At 69.5% G+C, this 18,644-nt stretch carries 15 protein-coding genes; 6 read left to right on the forward strand and 9 right to left on the reverse strand.

Going from position 1 to position 18,644, the window contains the following annotated elements; all coding sequences use genetic code 11:
* Positions 1 to 22: 22 nt before the first annotated feature.
* Both fxlM and OG714_RS44700 read left to right on the forward strand, forming a co-directional pair.
* On the forward strand, positions 23 to 2,104 hold the full coding sequence (gene fxlM / locus OG714_RS44695; RefSeq protein WP_406129769.1) for a methyltransferase, FxLD system: 2,082 nt from the start codon (positions 23 to 25) through the stop codon (positions 2,102 to 2,104).
* Between the two features lie 91 nt (positions 2,105 to 2,195).
* Positions 2,196 to 3,317, forward strand: coding sequence for a hypothetical protein (locus tag OG714_RS44700; RefSeq protein ID WP_406129771.1), 1,122 nt, complete (start codon positions 2,196 to 2,198; stop codon positions 3,315 to 3,317).
* A gap of 13 nt (positions 3,318 to 3,330) precedes the next feature.
* Here OG714_RS44700 and OG714_RS44705 read toward each other — a convergent pair whose 3' ends face one another.
* Positions 3,331 to 3,498: a hypothetical protein gene (locus OG714_RS44705; RefSeq protein ID WP_406129772.1), complete on the reverse strand. Its 168-nt coding sequence runs from the start codon at positions 3,496 to 3,498 to the stop codon at positions 3,331 to 3,333.
* Between the two features lie 834 nt (positions 3,499 to 4,332).
* Between OG714_RS44705 and OG714_RS44710 the strand changes: the two genes are divergently transcribed.
* Together OG714_RS44710 and xerC are read left to right on the forward strand one after the other, a co-directional pair.
* Positions 4,333 to 4,530: a helix-turn-helix transcriptional regulator gene (locus OG714_RS44710; RefSeq protein ID WP_406129774.1), complete on the forward strand. Its 198-nt coding sequence runs from the start codon at positions 4,333 to 4,335 to the stop codon at positions 4,528 to 4,530.
* The gene (gene xerC / locus OG714_RS44715; protein WP_406129776.1) at positions 4,521 to 6,011 is read left to right on the forward strand and encodes a tyrosine recombinase XerC; all 1,491 of its coding nucleotides are present in this window, start codon (positions 4,521 to 4,523) and stop codon (positions 6,009 to 6,011) included. The genes OG714_RS44710 and xerC overlap by 10 nt, the downstream gene beginning before the upstream one ends.
* 62 nt (positions 6,012 to 6,073) lie before the next feature.
* Here the strand turns inward: xerC and OG714_RS44720 are convergent, their stop codons facing one another.
* The 7 genes from OG714_RS44720 to xylB all read right to left on the reverse strand — a co-directional run bounded on the left by OG714_RS44720 (position 6,074) and on the right by xylB (position 15,340).
* The gene (locus tag OG714_RS44720; protein ID WP_406129778.1) at positions 6,074 to 7,597 is read right to left on the reverse strand and encodes an aldehyde dehydrogenase family protein; all 1,524 of its coding nucleotides are present in this window, start codon (positions 7,595 to 7,597) and stop codon (positions 6,074 to 6,076) included.
* 155 nt (positions 7,598 to 7,752) lie between these two features.
* Entirely contained in the window at positions 7,753 to 9,030 is a 1,278-nt protein-coding gene (locus OG714_RS44725; protein WP_406129780.1) for a GAF domain-containing protein, read from the reverse strand.
* A 208-nt stretch (positions 9,031 to 9,238) separates the two neighbouring features.
* A complete protein-coding gene (locus tag OG714_RS44730; RefSeq protein ID WP_406129782.1) occupies positions 9,239 to 9,838 on the reverse strand; it encodes an N-acetylmuramoyl-L-alanine amidase in 600 nt (199 codons plus the stop codon).
* An 84-nt stretch (positions 9,839 to 9,922) separates the two neighbouring features.
* Positions 9,923 to 10,936, reverse strand: coding sequence for an acetamidase/formamidase family protein (locus OG714_RS44735; RefSeq protein ID WP_406129784.1), 1,014 nt, complete (start codon positions 10,934 to 10,936; stop codon positions 9,923 to 9,925).
* Positions 10,933 to 12,444, reverse strand: coding sequence for an APC family permease (locus tag OG714_RS44740; protein WP_406129786.1), 1,512 nt, complete (start codon positions 12,442 to 12,444; stop codon positions 10,933 to 10,935). Before OG714_RS44740 ends, OG714_RS44735 begins: the two co-directional genes overlap by 4 nt.
* A gap of 189 nt (positions 12,445 to 12,633) precedes the next feature.
* Positions 12,634 to 13,866, reverse strand: a complete 1,233-nt coding sequence (locus tag OG714_RS44745) for an ROK family protein (RefSeq protein ID WP_406129788.1) — start codon at positions 13,864 to 13,866, stop codon at positions 12,634 to 12,636.
* Positions 13,867 to 13,894: 28 nt separating this feature from the next.
* Positions 13,895 to 15,340: a xylulokinase gene (xylB, locus tag OG714_RS44750; protein ID WP_406129790.1), complete on the reverse strand. Its 1,446-nt coding sequence runs from the start codon at positions 15,338 to 15,340 to the stop codon at positions 13,895 to 13,897.
* A gap of 132 nt (positions 15,341 to 15,472) precedes the next feature.
* Here xylB and xylA point away from each other — a divergent pair, with 132 nt between their 5' ends.
* Both xylA and OG714_RS44760 read left to right on the forward strand, forming a co-directional pair.
* Entirely contained in the window at positions 15,473 to 16,639 is a 1,167-nt protein-coding gene (gene xylA, locus OG714_RS44755) for a xylose isomerase (RefSeq protein WP_406129791.1), read from the forward strand.
* A gap of 344 nt (positions 16,640 to 16,983) precedes the next feature.
* Positions 16,984 to 17,235 carry a hypothetical protein gene (locus OG714_RS44760; protein ID WP_406129793.1) on the forward strand — a complete coding sequence of 84 codons (252 nt, stop codon included), beginning with the start codon at positions 16,984 to 16,986 and terminating at the stop codon, positions 17,233 to 17,235.
* A 38-nt stretch (positions 17,236 to 17,273) separates the two neighbouring features.
* Here the strand turns inward: OG714_RS44760 and OG714_RS44765 are convergent, their stop codons facing one another.
* Positions 17,274 to 18,620 carry an esterase-like activity of phytase family protein gene (locus tag OG714_RS44765; protein ID WP_406129795.1) on the reverse strand — a complete coding sequence of 449 codons (1,347 nt, stop codon included), beginning with the start codon at positions 18,618 to 18,620 and terminating at the stop codon, positions 17,274 to 17,276.
* Between the last annotated feature and the right edge of the window lie 24 nt (positions 18,621 to 18,644).

An 18,644-nucleotide genomic window follows, 5' to 3' on the forward strand; every position in this document is an offset into this window, starting at 1 on the left:
CCCTGATCGAAGGACCGCCGCCATGCCCCCGGACTGCTGGCACCAGCACAACATCACCTTCGCCGACCGCGCGACCGCCCAGCGCGCCATCGCCGAACGCCTCGGCCCCACCCTGCTCGCAGCTGAGGAAGAGGGCCAGCTCACCGGCTGGTGGTTCATGAACAAGCAGCCCTGGCCCCTGCGCTACCGCGCTGCGACACCGTCCCCCCTGGTCGAGTCATTGTTGAGCGAGCTTGTCGTCGACGGCACGGTTCGGTCGTGGACGTACGGCATCTACGAGCCGGAGACCACCGCCTTCGGCGGCACGGCGGCCATGGAAGCTGCCCACGACCTGTTCCACGAGGACAGTCGGCACCTGCTCACCTATCAACCCGGCCCCGACCGACTGGGGCGTCGGGAGACCGCCGTCCTCCTCTTCAGCTCGCTGATGCGGGCCGCCAAGCTCGACTGGTTCGAGCAAGGCGACGTGTGGGCGAAAGCCGCCCTGCTGCGCCCGGCAGCCGAGGCTCTCACCCCGGGGCGGACTGCCGCCCTGATACCGGCCATGCGCACGCTGATGACTGTCGACGCGCGCAGTCTTGGCCGAACGGACGGCCCGCTCGACGGGCACGCCGAGTGGGTGGCCGCCTTCGAGCAGGCCGGTGCCACGCTCGCCCACCTCGCCGCTGAGGGCGGACTCTCGCGCGGACTGCGAGCCGTCATCGCCCACCACGTGATCTTCCACGCCAACCGCGCAGGTCTCCGCCCGGACGACCAAAGCGCCCTGTTCAACACCGCACGAGAGGCAGTCATGGGATCGAGTGACAACACCGCGTCGCCCGCCGAGGGCACGTCGGACACCACTAGCGTCAGGACGGTGAACACCGACACGATCGCCACCCCCGGGGCCGAGGCCGAACGACTCCGCAACGCCCTGGTCGACCAGATCCGCGAAGCCGGATACGCCCGCACGCCCGCCGTCGAGACCACTCTGCGCACCGTGCCCCGCCACCTGTTCGTGCCCGACGCCCCGCTCGCAGACGCGTACGCCAACGTGCCGGTCAACATCAAGTACGACACCGACGGCACGTCGATCTCCTGCGCCTCCCAGCCCGCAATCGTCGCCCTCATGCTCGACCAGCTGGAGGCCAGGCCCGGCGAACGCATCCTCGAACTCGGCGCCGGCACCGGCTACAACGCCGCCCTCCTCGCCCACCTGGTCGGCGAGAGCGGTCACGTGACCACGATCGACGTCGACGACGACCTCGTGGAAGGAGCCCGCGCCCACCTCGACGCGGCAGGGTGCACCAACGTCGAGGCGCTGACCCGGGACGGCGCCGTCGGCCACGCGGAGGGCGCCCCGTACGACCGGATCATCGCCACCGTCGGCGCGCACGGCGTTCCCCACGCCTGGCTCGACCAACTCGCCCCCGGCGGACGGCTCGTCGTTCCCCAGCGACTCAAAGGCAGCGTGTCCCGCTCCATCGCCTACGAGCAGCGCGACGGCCGCTGGACCAGCATCGGCAGCAGGATGAACACCTTCATGCCGCTGCGACGCGGTATCGCCGACGACGACCGCCGCGTCGTCCCGCTCAGCAGGGACGGAGCCGTACGGCTCCAGGCCCCTGCCGGGCAGCCCATCGACGCCGACGCCCTGGCTGGTGTGCTGGAGCAGCCGCGCACCGAGGAATGGACCGGCATGACGGTCCGCGCCATGGAGTCACCGGAGTGGATGGAACTGTTCGTCTCCTGCACCGTGCCCAGCGGCCTGATCCGCATGCTGTTCCCACAGGACGCCAAGGGCACGCTGCTCACCGAGGACCCCTACCCGTCCTCCACCGCGGCCGTCGACAAGGGCGCCGTCACCTACCTCGCCCGCCGCCTCTCGGAGCAGAAGACCCCCGAGGGCGGCAAGCTCTGGGAGTTCGGCGTCATCGGCCACGGGCCCGGCAGCGACGAACTGGCCGCGAAGGTCGCCGAGGCGATCCGCACCTGGGACCGCACCTACCGGGGCCGCGAAGCCTCCTTCGCCATCGAGCCTCTCGACGCACCTGCGATCGAGGAGCAGCCCGGCCTCTTCTCTCTCGACACGCCGCTGAACCGCATCGTCGTCGACTGGCGCTGACGCCGGCCCGGACGTGAAGGGGGTGGAGCCCGTGGGCGTTGCCGACGGGCTCCACCAGCCCCTACCCATACCGTCACTCCCAGGGGGCCCCATGGACCCGCACGGCCCGATAGCAAGGCGCTTCCCGCTCGTTGCCCGATTCCGGCCCGCCTGCCTCCCACTGCCCGACCGGGTACAGGCACTCGTCGACCTCGCCGACCGGGCGGAACAGCAACGCGAACAAGGGCTGGCCTCCACGGTTTTCAACCAGTCCGCGCTCCTGGCCTCCGACCTCGGACTTCCCGACCTCGCCCGGTCGATGTGCCACCGCCACGCCAACGCCTACCTGCGGGCCTGCCCCCTGTCAGCGACGAGCACCATCCGTGGCCTGGAACCCCTGGTCAACCTTGCCCGTTTGCAGATCCGCGCCGGCAACACCGACGACGGCCGCCGTCGGCTCCTGGACCTGTACGAAGCCGTCGGCACCGGAGACGAGGTCACGTTTGAAGGGATCACGGTGCCTGCCGACCTCACCCGCACCCAGCAGGACCGGCACGACGTCCGAGCGTGGCTGTGGCGCGTCTTGCTCGCCGACGGCACGCGCACCCTCACCACCACGGGCCGCTGGCGTGAGGCCCTGACTCACATCGAAGAGCACCGGGGCGTCGGCACACGCATGCTGGACGGACGCCAAGTCGCCGTCGTCGCGGCCCTTACCGTCGGTGACACAAAGCGGGCTACGGACCTGCTCACCACGACAGCGCCGGGTGACCCGTGGGAGCAGGCCGTCACTGAATGCCTGACCGCGCTGTGCTGCCGCGACGCAGGACGGGATGTCAATGCCAGCCTCGCTGGTCTCGTGAACATGTACCTAGGGCACGCTGCCAAGCCAGGGCTGACCGTCTTCGACATCCGTCTCGGCCTCACAGTCCTTGATGCGGTCGGGTCTACCGATCAACCTGGGGCCGGCCTCCTCGTCGATGATCTGGCCCGACGAACTACGGAAGCCCGCAACGGGTATGCGGCCCGCGAGGTCCTGGCACACCCTCTGTTCCTCGCGTTCGCCACCGATAGCCAGGCACGAGACTGCAAGGACTTGGTTCGGGCCTGTGCGCTCGGCGCGAGGACGCTGTCAGAAGAAGCGTATCGAGACCTTGCCACGGCTCTGAACCGCAGTGAAACGGTGCTCAACTCCTCAGTTGAACAGGAGCACCAAGCCCTCGCGGCAGACTAGGCTGCTGGGCCGGTCAGCCCAGCTTCTCGTGAGCCGCGTTGAGGAAGGTGTTTATGAGTCCGCGCAGGTGGTCCCGCGCGGCTTCAGCTCGGCCGAGGTCCTCCCACAGGACATGGTCCATCGCGCTCGCGTAGTCCCAGGCGAGCTGGTGGAGCCGCGGGCCGATGAGGACAAGGATCATCCGCTCGCAGACCCAGAGGTGCTCGATGAGAGCCCGTTCGGCGGCGAGCCACTCAGGTGTACGGCCGGAGAACCACTCGGGCGCCTCGTAGCGTTCCTCGGCGAGACGTATGCCTTGCTGCGTGAGCTGGATGAACTCGCCTTGCCGCCGTGACCGAGGGATCGAGTCTCCGCCGGTATCAATATGCGATGCTGCCGCTCGCCCAGGTGCGGCAAAACCGCCCGAAATTGACTGCCGGTACGGTCTGTTGCTCTTTAGGTGTGCTCATGCTTGGCCAGCGAGCCAGCGAGCCAGCGAGCCAGCGAGCCAGCGAGCCAGCGAGCCAGCGAGCCAGCGAGCCAGCGACCACCGGAAAGCGACGTGCTATTGATTTTCACCCGTTTAGGGAACCGTCCGATGGGCACCGCCCTTCACGGAGGAAGCGATAGCTGACCAGGTTTTGCGACTTAATCAAGGGGAAGATCCGCTCACGGCAGACGAGAAAGCCCTTCGAAAGACTGGAATCGGATCTAAGGCTATGTCAACCTACAACACCTCAGGAAGGTCACGCTGTCGGCAGATCAGCGGGCCACCGGAGGTTTGAGGGGATCGCCGCAGGGCGTCTTGGCCGGTGAACGACGAGGATTGCTGCCAGCTTCGAGCGGAACATAGACGACGATTGCCGGTTGGCCAAACCGGCGATTCTGGAGACCGTTGAGGGTGTCCGCATTCGACTGCCCTGCGAGGTGCAGTCGTTACGTTCAGGGTTTCGCCGGTCAGCCTGACTCGGTTACCTGAGTCCCAGGTGATGGATCGGATGAATGCGGCACTCGACTCGAACCCAAGGATTTCCCGTTGCCCCGTCCACCCGCCCTGAAACTAGCCGAGGTCTTGGCAGAGATCCGCATGAGCCCATCGGCTTTCTACCGTCTGCGTGCCCGCGGTCAGGCGCCACGAATGATCAAGCTTCCGAATGGAGAACTGCGCTGCCGTCGTGACGACTTGGACGCTTGGTGGGAAGTGTGCGAAAGGGAAACGCCTGAATGGTATTGAGCTACAAGGTCAGGTTCTGGGAGATACGCGAACGGGCTGACCGCGCCAAGGCGTTCGAGGTGCGCTGGACGGTCAATGGCCGCGAAAAGTCTGAATCCTTCCTGACCAAGGGCCTCGCGGAGAGCCGCAAAGCGAAGCTCATTACCGCCGCGCGCGACGGTGAGCCGTTCGACCCGAAGACGGGACTGCCGACGTCGGAGCTGCGCGCGCTGCGCCAGCGGACCACGTGGTATGAGGTGGCCCGGGAGTACATGGACGCTCGCTGGGAGCGCACTCCAGGAAACACCCGACGCACGCTGGCCGAGGCGCTGGCCACGATCACGGTTGCCTTTGTGGACACGGGGGCCGTGTATCACGACTCCCGTGTGCTGCGCAGGGCGGTTTACTCGTGGGCGTTCAACAAGAAGGCTTGGATGAACCAGCCCCGCGAGGAGTGGCGGGCAGCCCTGGAGTGGTTGGAGCACAGGTCGCTACCCGTCGCGGAACTCGACGACCCTGTGGTGCTGCGCCGGGGGCTGGACTCGCTGTGCAGGAAGCTCGACGGCACCGTCTCGGCGGCCAAGACGACCAAGCGCAAGAGAGCCGCTGTCAACGAGGTCTTCGCTGATGCGGTGGAGCGAGGCTACTTCACCCACAACCCGCTCATCGGCCTACGGTGGACTGCTCCAGCAGTGGATGACGAAGTCGACCCCGACTGCGTGCCAAATCCCGTACAGGTGAGGCGGTTGCTGGAAGCGGTGCGGCAGCTTCCGGGACGTGGCCCCCATCTCTACGCCTTCTTCGGCTGCATGTACTACGCCGGGATGCGCCCGGCAGAGGTCATCAACCTCAGGAAGTCCCAGTGCCGACTTCCCCGAACCGGCTGGGGGCTGCTCAATCTCAAAGGAGGCGTCGTCACCGCGGGAAAGGAATGGTCGGACGACGGCGCTGTCCATGAAACACACTCGCTGAAGCGTCGCTCCGCCAAGACCACTCGTCCTGTTCCCATCCCGCCGGTGCTCGTGCGGATGCTCATTGAGCACATCGCCCGATTCGGGGTAGCCCCGGACGGCCGGATCTTCCAGAACGCCGCCGGCAACTACATCGACGCCTCTGCCTACGGCATCACCTGGGGGCGTGCGAGGGAGGCCACTCTCACCATGGACGAACACATGTTGAACCTGGCGAAGCGCCCATACGACCTGCGTCACGCTGGTATTTCCTTTTGGCTGGCCTCGGGCGTGGACCCGGCCGAGTGCGCGCGCAGGGCCGGGCAGAGCATCCAGGTGCTCTTCCAGTACTACGCGAAGTTCCTGGCCGGAACGCGTGACCGTGCCAACCAGCTGATCGAGGACTCCATGAACCGTTGGGAGGAGTCTCCAGCGTCGGAAGAGGCCGAGTTATCCGTGAGTTGGCCCGGAAATACCCCGGACCAGCTGGTCAGCGATGGGATGGCGGTGGGGCAAAGTGGGAGTAAGGAAGCATTTCGCCTTGCTGTCTGAGTGATGGCTCGGAAGGGTGCCTGATGGGAGTTTTCCCAGGTCAGGCACCCTTTCGTTTGCCTTTAGAAGAAGCCCAGCTTCTTCGGCGAGTACGACACGAGCAGGTTCTTGGTCTGCTGGTAGTGGTCCAGCATCATCTTGTGGTTCTCACGCCCGATGCCGGACTGCTTGTAGCCACCGAACGCCGCGTGCGCGGGGTACGCGTGGTAGCAGTTCGTCCACACCCGGCCCGCCTGGATCGCCCGGCCCGCGCGGTACGCCGTGTTGATGTCCCGGGTCCACACACCGGCGCCGAGGCCGTACAGCGTGTCGTTGGCGACCTTGATCGCGTCGTCGAAGTCGTCGAACGACGTCACCGAGACCACCGGGCCGAAGATCTCCTCCTGGAAGATCCGCATCCGGTTGTCGCCCTCGAAGATCGTCGGCTGGACGTAGTAACCGCCCTTCAGCTCACCGTCGTAGTCGAGGCGTTCGCCGCCCGTGAGGATCTTCGCGCCTTCCTGCCGGCCGATGTCCAGGTAGGAGAGGATCTTCTCCAACTGGTCGTTGGACGCCTGCGCGCCGATCATCGTGTCCGTGTCGAGCGGGTGGCCCGGCTTGATCAACTCGGTGCGGGCGACGGCCGCTTGGAGGAAGTCCGCGTAGTGGCCGCGCTGGATGAGCGCCCGGGACGGGCAGGTGCACACCTCGCCCTGGTTGAGCGCGAACATCGTGAAGCCTTCGAGCGCCTTGTCGAGGAAGTCGTCGTTCGCCGACGACACGTCGTCGAAGAAGATGTTCGGCGACTTGCCGCCGAGTTCGAGCGTGACCGGCTTGATGTTCTCGGAGGCGTACTGCATGATCAGCCGCCCCGTCGTGGTCTCGCCGGTGAAGGCGACCTTCGCCACGCGCGGGCTGGACGCGAGCGGCTTGCCCGCCTCGACGCCGAAGCCGTTGACGATGTTCACCACGCCCGGCGGCAGCAGGTCCGCGATCAGGCTCATCCAGTAGTGGATGGACGCCGGGGTCTGCTCGGCCGGCTTGATGACGACGGCGTTGCCCGCCGCGAGCGCCGGCGCCAGCTTCCAGGTCGCCATCAGGATCGGGAAGTTCCACGGGATGATCTGCGCGACGACTCCGAGCGGCTCGTGGAAGTGGTACGCCACCGTGTCGTCGTCGACCTCGCCCAGCGAACCCTCCTGCGCGCGGATCGCCCCCGCGAAGTAGCGGAAGTGGTCGATGGCCAGCGGGATGTCGGCGGCGAGCGTCTCGCGGACCGGCTTGCCGTTCTCCCAGCTCTCCGCGACCGCGAGCGGTTCGAGCATCGCCTCCATCCGGTCGGCGATCTTGAGCAGGATGTCGGAACGCTCGGTCACCGACGTCCGGCCCCAGCCCGGCGCCGCCGCGTGCGCCGCGTCCAGCGCCCGCTCCACGTCCTCCGCGGTACCGCGCGCGATCTCCGTGAACGGCTGCCCGTTCACCGGTGACGGGTTCTCGAAGTACTGCCCGCGGGCCGGCGGCACGTACTCGCCGCCGATGAAGTGGTCGTAGCGCGCCTGGTAGGAGACGATCGCGCCCTCGGTGCCGGGTGCCGCGTAACGGGTCATCCTGGTCTGCCTCCCGGAACAGCGCTGCCCGCCGTTGGGCAGCTCTCGGCGCGAGGCTAGGGAGCGGGAGGTTGCATGTACGTTGCGCGGGGGCGGAGGTGTGCCGGGATCGGGGTGTGGGCGGTCCAAGTGACCTGTACCGAGGGCGAGTTACGTCAGTGATGTGCCCGGCGTGACCACTTGGCCGGTGCCGCCAGCTCGAACTCCAGCGCGACGAGTCGCGAACGCACCGGTGCGGTCGGGCGTATCGCCGCCAGCGCCCGCCAGACGTCGAGGTCGTCCTCGCCCCACGGCGCGTGCGCCCAGTCCGCCAGCAGGTCGGGGTCGCGGCGGGCGATCAGCGCCGTACGGAGGCCGTCCGCGAGGCGGGTCCTGAGCCGGACCACCGCCGGCGCCTGCGAACCGGGCAGCAACGGTCCCGTGTACGCCGTCGCCGCCCCCGTCACCGAGCCCACTTCCAACCGCCGCTCGACGATCGCCACATCGGACTCGACCGGCGACGTGAGCCGGTAAGGACGCGAGGCGAGCAGGCCCGGCCCCAACAGCCTGCGCAGTCGCGCCAGTTCGGCCCGCAACGTCACCGGCGGCACCGACTCGTCCTCGTACAGCGCGCACAGCAGCTCGTCCCCGGTCAGCCCCTCGGGATGCCGGGCCAGCAGCACCAGGATCTCGCTGTGCCGGCGGCTCAGCCTCATCTTGCGCCCGTGGACGCACAGTTGGGCCTCGTCCCGGCCCAGTGCGGTCAGTTCGGGTCCGTCGACGGAGGTCTGCTCCGGGGCCAGCAGCGCCAGTTGGGACTCGGCCGCCCGCGCCACCGCCTGCACGAAGCCCAGGCTGTGCGGATGCGCCAGCCCGTTCCCGCCCGTGATGTCCACGGCGCCGAGCACCCGCCCCGTGCGCGGATCGTGCACCGGAGCCGCCGCGCACGTCCACGGCTGCACCCGCCGGATGAAGTGCTCGGCCGCGAACACCTGCACCGGCCGGTCCACGGCGACCGCCGTACCCGGCGCGTTCGTCCCGACCGCGCTCTCCGACCAGCGCGCACCCGGCACGAAGTTCATCCGGCCCGCCTTCCGCCGGGTCGCCGGATCACCCTCGACCCACAGCAGCCGGCCCTGCGCGTCGCACACCGCCAGCAGATGCTCGCCGTCCGCGGCGAACGTGCCCACCAACTCCCGTATCAGCGGCATCACCCGCGCCAGCGGATGCTCCGCGCGATAGACACCCAGGTCACCGTCCGTCAGCTCCACGCTCGCCGTGCCCTCGGGACCGACGCCGGCCCGCGCGGAACGCCGCCAGGAGTCGGCCACCACCGACCGCACCGGCTGCGGCACCGTGCCCGCCACCGCGAACGTTTCGTGCGCCCGCCGCAGCACCCGCACCCGCTCGGCAGGGTCGGCCCCCGGCTCCAGGGCCACCCATGGATCGGTCAACTCGGCCTCCCCTGAAGTCGATACAAGCGGCGATACTGCGGAGATACGGCGACGACACGGCGCTGACACGACAGCGACACGGCACCGCAACGGATGCGGACATCGTTACTCCGCAGACGGATCCGGACAACCGTTTCGACCAGGGCCGACCCGAACGAACCGCATCGCGCACGCAACAGGCTCGGAACCGACCCGGATCCGCCTCCGCTCAGGCGGAATTGACCATCCTTATGTAACGCCTCCAATCCCAGTTCGGCCCCGGATCGGTGTGGTCGGTGCCCGGCACCTCGTAGTGTCCGATGATGTGCGCCCGGTCCTTGGGGAGCCCGTACTTCGTGCAGATCGCGGCCGTCAGCCTGGCCGACTGCTCGTACAACGCGTCGGTGAACCACGCGGGTTGATCCACCCAGCCCTCGTGCTCGATACCGATGCTGCGCGTGTTGTAGTCCCAGTTCCCCGCGTGCCAGGCGACATCGGCCTCCCGCACACACTGCGCCACATGCCCGTCGGCCGATCGTACGAGGTAGTGCGCGGACACCTTCTTCTTCGGATTCTGGAAGATGGACAGGGTTTTGGGATACGTCTCCTGCGTGACATGGATGATCACGTAGTCGAGGGGATAGGCGCTCGGGCGCTTGGACGCCGTGTAGTTGGACGTGCTCGCCGGCTGCCACTCGGCGGACGGATAGTCGACGGCCTGGGTCTGCGCGCCGGCCTGTGGGTCGGGAAGTAACGCATACGGTACGGCGGCCAGCGCGGCACCCTTGAGGATGCGCCGCCTGCTGGGAAGCGGTCTTGAGCGGTCCACTGCGGGTTGCCTTTCAGGGTGTTCAGGGTGTTCAGGGCGTTGGGGGCAGGGGTGTTCGGGGCGTTTCTGGGGTGAGCGGCGGGCTCACTGCTGGAGTGCCGCCGCGGTCTCACGCAGCCGCGCGTGCAGTCCGCGATGCGTCTCGCGCGCGGGCAGCCATTCCTTCCGGATCTTCGCCACGCAGGTGTAGTTGGTGTCGCACACGTTGGCCAACGGCGATTCGACCGCCTGGGTTGCGAATTGGTAGGCGTCCAGTTCGCTGAACCCGTAGTCGCGCACCAGCCAGCGCACCAGGTCGAGTTGGGAGATCCGGAACGCGTCCTCCAACGGGCGTGCCGAACCCGTCGAGATGATGTGCGTGTCCGACTCGATGCGGGGCCAGGGCGTGGCGACCCCTTTGAGCAGCTCCACGATCACCACGGTGTTCATCGCGCACTCGACGGCGACGCCGCAGGTCTCGCCCTCGCCCTGCCGTGCATGCCCGTCGCCGAGGCTGAGCAGCGCGCCCTCCACGTTCACCCCGAGGTAGCAGGTGACCCCGGCCCGCATCTCGGGCGTGTCCATGTTCCCGCCGTGCGCGTCTGGGACCAGCGCCGAACGCACCTCCAGGTTGGCGGGGGCCACGCCCACCGTGCCGTGCATCGGATCGAGGGGCAGCTCGACCTCGATGTCGCTGTCCCGCGCCCGGAACAACGCCGTACGCCGGGTCCGGTCCAACTGCCAGATCCAGACGGTCTCCGGAAGCGGCGGCTGTAGCGTCGCCGTGGTGTGGGTCGAGGTGAGCGCGCCGAAGAGCGGAACCGTGGTCGAGGCGGCCCAGTCCCGGGCGGGTTCGATGGACACGAAGTGCACGGCGACCGTGTCGCCCGGCTCCGCGCCCTCCACATGGAAGGGCCCGGTCTGCGGGTTGAGGAACGGGAACTCGCACACCTCGGACACCAGGTCCTTCTCGGACCGTACCCGTCCGGCGAAGCAGTCCTCCGTGTACAGGTCGAGGACCGTGCCGGGCGCGATGCGCGCCACGGGCGGGGCGCCGCCGAACGTCCAGGCGTACTCGCCCGGTTCGGGCCGCACCGTCAGGATCCGGGGGTCGTTCATGGCTGTACTGCTCCGTTCTGCGGATGACCGGTCGAGGCGGGTTCGTCGAGATGGACACGGGCGGTTTCGGCTATTCGCTCGGGGTGACGCCGTAGCAGGACGAGCAGGACTACGACCCCTGCCGCCATCCAGACGCCGACGACCGGTCCGGCGTAGGACACGGGCGTGGTCAGTTCGGTCACGAAGTCGAAGACCGGGATGCCTGCCGCGGTGAGGAGGGCGGGGACGAACGCGATGATCCCGAGGAGCGGGACCAGCAGGTGCCGTACCGGTTTGAGCAACTCGCGTCTGCGGCGCAGAAAGTAGCCCGCACAGGCCAGGTTCACGACGATGTAGACGCCGATGACGACGGTGACGATCACCGTGGCCAGGAGGAGGAACGCGGTCACCGGGTCGTAGCCGAAACCGAGGCCCAGTACGGCCCCCACCGCGACGACGGTCTGCACGGCGATGCCGGCGACGGGGGAGCGGTGGCGTGGGTGCAGTGTGGCCAGGACACGGGGGAGTACCCGGATACGGGCCAGGGCGAAGGCGGTGCGTGTCGAGACGGTGGCGCACGCGTTGGCGTTGGCGATCGTCGAGTTGACGACGGCCAGGAACACCAGCACCCAGAACAGTCCGAACGACGCGCGTGCCACCCCTTCCCAGGACGCGGCACCGGAGGCGCCGAATCCGCTGAAGCGGTCGGGCCCGAAGTACACCGTCATGGCGTAGGTCGTCAGCACGTAGAACAGGCCGATCCCGAGGGCCGCGCCGAGCACCGCGCGGTGCATCGTCCGGCGTGGGTCCCGCGTCTCCTCGGCGAGCGGTGCCGCGGCCTCGAACCCGGCGAACGCGAGGACCGTGTAGACCGAGCCGGCGAAGACCCCGCCTAGCCCCGAGTGGTCCTTGCCGGTGTGTGAAGTGCCGAACACCGAGAGCGTGTTGGCGCTGCCGGCCTTGCCGATCAGCCAGACGGCGAACACCAGGAAGACCAGGATCTCGAAGACCCCGAGGACCGTTCCGAAGCGCGCGGAGGCGCGCGCTCCGAACCAGCCCGCCGCCGCGATGATCGCGGCGCCCGCGAGCGCCCACGGCCACCACAGGTCCTCCGGATACGAGGCCCACTCCTGGTGCAGGGTGCCCGCCGTGGTGAACCCGAGTTGGAGGAGCAGCAGCGGTGGGACCAACGCCTCCACGAAGACGTATCCCCAGCCGACCAGGAAGCCGACGGCCGGATGCAGTCCCTGCGCCGCATAGGTGGCAACCGAACCGGCGGCGGGCAGCTCCCGCGCCAGCTCGGCCACGCAGGACGCGGTGAACAGACAGGCCACCAGCGCGATCAGCACGGACAGCGGCAGACTTCCGCCGGCGAAGGCCGCGCCCGACGGGATCGACGCGGCGACCGCGGCGGCCGGCGCCATCGCCGTGACGCTCTGGAAGAGAACCTCGCGCAGACCGACGGCATCCCGCCGCAGCACCCCCGCCCCCGCAGCCGTCTCCGGCCCTCGAACTGTCTCCCCCGACACGTGAATCCCCCCTTGTCCACCCGCATCCACACCCGCACCCGCGCACCGCCGTCACGACATGTCGGCTGTGCCTCGCGTGAATCACGGTACGGCGCTTGCGGGTTGGCCAGTAGGGCGTGCCGGGCTTCCGTGGACGATGGCGGAACTGTGGACAACCCGATCACTCGGACGGGTGAAGTCGGCCGTGTTTCAGGCCTGTTCGGCCAGGTTGTCCCCAGCCCGTTCGGCCACCGCCGCCGGGTCGTCGAGGACGGCCCGGACCACCGAGTGCGCGGCCCCCAGCAGCGGACCCTCGGGTCCCAGCCGCGAGACCGACACCGGACAGGCGGGCCCCGCCGTGCGTCGCGCCAACTCGGCCTCCAGGGACGGCAGTAGCCAGGGCGCGAGACCGGACAGCGCGCCGCCCAGCACCACCAGCTGCGGATCGAGCAGGTTGACCGCGCCGGTCAGCGCGATGCCGAACGCCGTACCGGCGTCGTACAGGGCACGTCGTACCGCCTCGTCGCCGTCGGCGGCGCGCGTCGCGAGCAGACCGACCCGGTCCGCGCCGGGCTCCAGACCGGCGGCGCGCAGCACCGCCTCCTCGCCCGCGTACTGTTCGAGGCAGCCACGCCCGCCGCACGCGCACTCCGGCCCGTCCGGACGTACCGGGACATGCCCCAACTCGCCCGCGAATCCCCGGGTTCCGCGCAGCAGCCCCCCGTCGACCACGACCGCGGCGCCGATGCCGATCTCGGCCGACACATGCAGGAAGTCGCGCGGAGTGGTCTGGCCCAGCCAGAGTTCGGCGAGCCCGCCGAAGTTGGCCTCGTTGTCCACAACCGGTGGGAGTTCGGCGGGCAGCAGGGCGCCGAGATCTATGTCGTGCCAGTCGAGGTTCGGTGCGCGCACGACCGTACGGCCGTCGCGGGCCACCAGACCGGGCACGGCGACCGCGAGCCCGGCCGGCCACAGACCCTCCGCGTCCGCCTCGGCGACGACCTGCCGTACCAGCGCGGTGAGTTCCGCGAGGACAGGCTCGGGGGCGCGGCCGCGGTTCACGCCGTGCCGTACGGCACGGGCCCGTATCTGGCCGCGCAGATCGACCGCGCAGGCCGCGAGATGGTCGACCCCGATCTCCGCGCCGATCCCGGCCGGACCGCGCCCGCTGACGGCGAGCGCCGATCCGGGCCGCCCCACCCGGCCGGGCCGCTCGGGGCCCAGCTCTTCGAGGAGCCCCGACCGGATCAGCTCGTCCACCAGCGTCGACACCGCCGCACGGGTCAGCCCGATGCGTGAGGCCACGCCGGCCCGCGAGAGCGGACCCTCGGCGCTCACCGTGTGCATCACGCGCGCGAGGTTGCGCCGGCGCATGCCCTGCTGGGTGTCGGGCAGGGCACGCCCGGACCCGGCGGGGTGCGCCTCGTGCAGCGGTGCGGTCATGCCTCCGTCAGTCCTCGGTCGGTGTGCGTCAACGGGCGTCCGGCCCCCGTTCGAGCAGCGGAGCCGCGTCGGAGAGTACCCCGGAGATCCTGGCCAGCGTCGCCTCGTCGCGCTCCACGGCTTCCAGCACCGGCCCGGCCGCCGTGTTCCAGCGCCGGGCCACCGCGGCCGGGTCCTCGCCGGTCAGCAGCCCCGCGGCCTGCGCGGCGGCACCGAGCGCGACCAGTTCCTTCGCCTCGGGCACCTGCACCGGACGCCCCGACAACCGCCGCACCGTCTCCTGCCAGGCCGTGCCCCGGGCGCCCCCGCCGATCAGCAGCAGCGGCGTGGTGCGGTCCGCTTCCTCGTCGAGGACCAGGTCGAGCGCGCCCAGCAGAGCGTGTACGGCACCGTCGTAGGCGGCCTGGAGGAGCTGGCCGCCGGTGGTGTCGTGACGCAGGCCGTGCAGCAGGCCGGAAGCGTTGGGGAGGTTCGGGGTGCGCTCGCCGTCCAGGTAGGGCAGCAGCGTGACCGAAGTGCCGGGTTCCACGGCTTCCCGGTCCAGGCCCAGCAGGGCGGCGACCCGGTCCACGGCGAGGGTGCAGTTCAGGGTGCAGGCCAGGGGCAGCCAGTCGCCGTGCGCGTCGGCGAAGCCCGCGACCGTGCCGGACGGGTCGGCGGGGCGGTGCTTCGACACCGCGTATACGGTGCCCGACGTGCCGAGGCTGAGCACGGGGACGCCAGGGCGCAGCCCGAGGCCCAGCGCGGCGGCGGCGTTGTCGCCGGTGCCGGGGGCGACCAGCGTGCCCTTGGAGAACGGCAGGTCGTGGCAGTCACGCACCGTCCCCGCCACCTCACCCGGCCGCACCACCCGGGGCAGCAGCGCCGGGTCGAGCCCGACGTGCCGGAGGATCTCCTCGTCGTACGACTCGGTCCCCGAGGCCCACCAGCCGGTGCCGGAGGCATCGCCCCGGTCGGTCGTGCCCTGCCCGGTGAGCCGCTCGGTGAGGTAGTCGTGGGGGAGACGTACGGCCGCCGTGGCGCGCACCGCATCCGGCTCGTGCTCGGCGAGCCAGGCCCACTTCGTGACCGTGAAGGAGGCGCCGGGCACGCTGCCGGTGCGCTCCGCCCAGGCCTTCGGGCCGCCCAGTTCCTCGATCAGACGGCTGGCCTGCGGCGCCGAACGAACGTCGTTCCACAGCAGCGCCGGGCGTACCGGCTCGCCCTGTGCGTCCAGGGTGACCAGGCCGTGCTGCTGGCCGCCGATCGACACGGCCGCCGCCTCGTGGGCCGCGTCCCCGCACTGGCGCAGGGCCTCGCACAGGGCGTCCCACCACTGGCGCGGATCGCTCTCCCGGCCCACCCCCGAGGAGACGGTGTGCGGCGCCTGGCCACTCGCGACGATCTGTCCGGTGGACACGTCGACGACCAGTGCCTTGGTGGACTGGGTGGACGAGTCCACGCCGACGACGAGCGGACCTTCGGCTGCTGACATCGGGTTTCTCCCTTGTGTGCGGCACGTGTCTCCGCCCGGAGACACATTGTCCCTTCCCAGGGACGCTCCGGCATACTAATTTGTAAAGCGCCATGACGAAATAGTCGCAGCGAAGCAACAAGGAGCCGCGTCATGAACTACCAGCCCACCCCCGAGGACAGGTTCACCTTCGGCCTTTGGACCGTCGGCTGGCAGGGAAGAGACCCGTTCGGCGACGCCACGCGCCGTGCCCTCGACCCCGTCGAGACGGTGCAGCGCCTGTCCGAGCTCGGCGCCCACGGTGTGACCTTCCACGACGACGACCTGATCCCCTTCGGGTCCTCGGACACCGAGCGCGAGGCGCACATCAAGCGCTTCCGCGAGGCCCTCGACGCGACCGGCATGAAGGTGCCGATGGCGACCACCAACCTCTTCACGCACCCCGTCTTCAAGGACGGCGCGTTCACCGCCAACGACCGCGACGTGCGCCGCTACGCCCTGCGCAAGACGATCCGCAACATCGACCTCGCGGTCGAACTGGGCGCCGAGACCTACGTCGCCTGGGGCGGCCGCGAGGGCGCCGAGTCCGGCGCGGCCAAGGACGTGCGCGTCGCTCTCGACCGCATGAAGGAGGCCTTCGACCTCCTCGGCGAGTACGTCACCGACCAGGGCTACAGCATCAAGTTCGCGATCGAGCCCAAGCCGAACGAGCCCCGCGGCGACATCCTCCTCCCCACCGTCGGCCACGCCCTGGCGTTCATCGAGCGCCTGGAGCGCCCGGAGCTCTACGGCGTCAACCCCGAGGTCGGCCACGAGCAGATGGCCGGGCTCAATTTCCCGCACGGCATCGCCCAGGCCCTGTGGGCGGGCAAGCTCTTCCACATCGACCTCAACGGCCAGTCCGGCATCAAGTACGACCAGGACCTGCGCTTCGGCAACGGCGACCTGCGTGCCGCCTTCTGGCTGGTCGACCTCCTGGAGAGCGCCGGTTACGCCGGCCCGAAGCACTTCGACTTCAAGCCGCCGCGCACCGAGGACCTCGACGGAGTGTGGGCGTCGGCGGCCGGCTGCATGCGCAACTACCTGATCCTCAAGGAGCGTTCGGCCGCGTTCCGCGCCGACCCGGTGGTCCAGGAGGCGCTGCGCGCCTCGCGTCTGGACGAACTGGCGCAGCAGACCGCGGCGGACGGCCTCAAGGCGCTGCTCGCGGACCGCTCGGCGTTCGAGGACTTCGACATCGAGGCGGCGGCCCAGCGCGGGATGGCCTTCGAGCAGCTCGACCAGCTCGCCATGGACCACCTCCTGGGAGCACGCGGCTGACCGCACGCACGCGTGCGTCACTCGCGAACGCGTTGACGTTCGTGAGTTCCCGTTCGTGACCGACCCCCGCGCGGAATGCTCCGGAATCATGCGATCCATGGCGTGAGTCCGTATCAACCACCGCGCGGGGGTCGCGCCATGACCTTCGCGCGGCGACTCTTGACGGTATGGCCATGCCGCCCGTACCGCCTCGACCGCCCGGGCCTCCGGGCGCCGCCCCGCCTCCGGGAGGCGGCTTCGGACCGCCTCCCGGGGACTTCGGACACCCGCCGGGAGAGGACTACGGGGACTACGGACCGCCTCCTCCCCGCAGGCGCCCCCGACCGCTGTTCATCCTGCTCGCCGTGATCGTCGCCGTGGGAGCGGTCGCCGTCATCGTGCTGATGGCCACCGGAGGACACGACTCACCGGACAAGAAGACGCCTGCGGAGAGTAGTTCGAGCACGAGCCGCAACCCGTCCCTCACCCTCCCGACGAAACTCCCCACCAGCCTGCCGACCAAGCTCCCGACCGCGCTGCCGTCGAACCTCCCCTCGGAACTGCCGAGCGAGGTTCCCAGCGACATCGAGTCCCTGCTCCCGTCCCTGTTCGGCTAGTTGGCCTTCGGCTGGTTGTCCGAGGAGCCGACGCACGCTCAGATGCCGTGCGGCAGCTTCAGGTACACCACGGTCGTCTCGATACCGCTGTCGACCAACCGTCCCTGCGCGTCGAACGCGCCCGCACCGTCCGTCATCCCGAAGTCGTTGTCATTCACGAGGGCCAGCGTGTCGTGATCCACGCGCGCGATGCCCTCGATCTTCTGCGGCACCCCGGAGACGGTCCCCAGGTCGACGACCAGCTTCTTGGCCAGCACCGGGACACCCGAGGCGGCCGGGTCGTCGAGCTGCTCCAGCGACGGTGACGTCGTGGCATCGTCGTAGCGACCGCCGAGGATGTTCGACTCGCGACCCAGCTGGACCAGTTGGAGGCGGGCCGCCTTGTCGGTGCGCTCTTCGACCAGGAGTCGGTCGTCGCCCACGGCGACCACCGAGGAGATCTTGAGTTCGGAGGTGGCGTCCTCGCTGGGATCGACCACGTTCACCGGGTCGAAGCGGTACGCGTACTCCGCCGTGACAGCCTTCCGCTTCGGCGAGAAACGCAGCAGACGGGTGTTGAGCGACGCGTCCCCGGCATCCCCGTCCGGCAGCGACAGAGGGCTCTGCAGGGCCATCACCAGGTCACCGCCGGGCAGTTGGGCGAGCCCCTCGAAGCCGCGGTTGATCTTCCGGTGCAGCAGGACGGCCGGCAGCGCCTCCACCACCGGGTAGTCGGCCCCCGTCAGATGCAGCCCCTTGGGCACGTACCGCGTCAGCACCTTCCCGCGCGCGGAGACATGCACCAGGGAGGGCCCGTACTCGTCGACGAGCCAGAAGGACCCGTCCCCGGCCCGCACGATGCCCTCCGTGTCCAGCCCGTTCGGGTTGTACGACAGCGCCGTCTGGGCGTTGTAGGAGTACGGCGCCTCGTCGCGTCCCTGCTGGTTCGACAGCCCGGTGACGGCCTTCCCGGAGGACGTGGTGATCGGGAGGGCGTCCAGGACCTTGACCGTGTCCCCGGAGACACGGATCTTCACGATCGCCGGGTCGAAACCGGGCACGGGGAACGTACGGCGCTTCGTCCCGCTCACCTTGATCTGACCGTTGGGCCCACGGTCGGTGATCGTCCAGTACTCGCCCTTGCGGCCGGCCGGATAGATGTCGCTGCCGATGCCGCCGAGGTCCACTCCCCGGTCGTTGTGCACCGTCCCCGGCAACAGTGCGTTGCTGAACGCGCCGAGCGGGATGTCGCCCAGCGTCGCCGTCCGCGTGACATGGGCGGCCTCGGCCTTCGCGGGGGCTCCGACGGCCGTACCGGCGGCCATGAGGGCGACCACCACGGCGAGCGGACCACCCACCGCGACGGGACGACGGACACGGCGCCGGACGAGGTCGTGCGGGGACATCGGGCCTCCTGAGGACAAGTTGGC

Source organism: Streptomyces sp. NBC_00989, assembly GCF_045162655.1.
Taxonomy (GTDB): domain Bacteria; phylum Actinomycetota; class Actinomycetes; order Streptomycetales; family Streptomycetaceae; genus Streptomyces.